The sequence below is a fragment of the Sphingorhabdus sp. genome, from assembly GCF_046292425.1.
Taxonomy (GTDB): Bacteria; Pseudomonadota; Alphaproteobacteria; order Sphingomonadales; family Sphingomonadaceae; genus Sphingorhabdus_B.
Genome location: NZ_JBKBQV010000102.1, coordinates 1 through 723, shown reverse-complemented (window position 1 = coordinate 723; position 723 = coordinate 1). Strand labels below are relative to the sequence as shown.

Below are 723 nucleotides of genomic sequence, written 5' to 3'. Positions count from 1 at the left end.
ACTCGACCATCATTTTGCCGTGCACGGACTATCCGGGATGGTCATCAGAACCGGACGCTGCGGTGGCTATTTTCGCGTTATCGAAGAAGGTGAGGTTGCAGCAGGTGACCGGATCCAGCAAGTGCACCAGGCCCAGCATGACTGGACAGTGGCGCATACGTTCAAGCTTCTTATCGGCGGCGGTCATCGCGCGGAAGGTGCGCACGACCAATTGCGGGCCCTGGCCGCGCTGGAAACACTGGCCGAAACCTGGCGGAGCAGGGCAGCCAAGCTGTCAGAGTGACGCGTGGCGGGAGGGTCGGCGGGCCGCTGGCTTTGGAAAGTCACACTAAGGTCTCACCTAAACGGTCGCTGACATAGCTTATGGCTGATTTCACGCCCCTGCAGCCACTGGGCGGTTATCAATGTTGCTGTGCCCTGCTGACAGGTCAAATCCTACATTGCAAGTTGCGGGTTCGCCCTTGCGCTCAACCGTCACCCTGAAACAAATTGTGCCCACTACGCCTTCGGCTCCGGGGTGGCGGGGGAGGGTAGTATCGGAGAAAGTATTTTAGTGAAGCGCGTTCGCGGCTGATCCAACCTTTATTCGCCCGCTTCGTCCCTGTCATGCATTGGCGCGTAGAGCCGGATCCGTGTGACACGCTTTTCGTCGGCTTCCAATATTTCCAGTTTCCACCCGCTGGCCTCGTGCGTCAGAATCTGGCCTGGGTCCGGAACCTGACC

The 723-nt window shown here is 59.1% G+C and carries 1 pseudogene; it reads left to right on the top strand.

Annotated features, from left to right (window positions below):
• Window positions 1–283, top strand: a pseudogene (locus ACK4S7_RS13070) (MOSC domain-containing protein); the annotation flags it as partial.
• Between the last annotated feature and the right edge of the window lie 440 nt (window positions 284–723).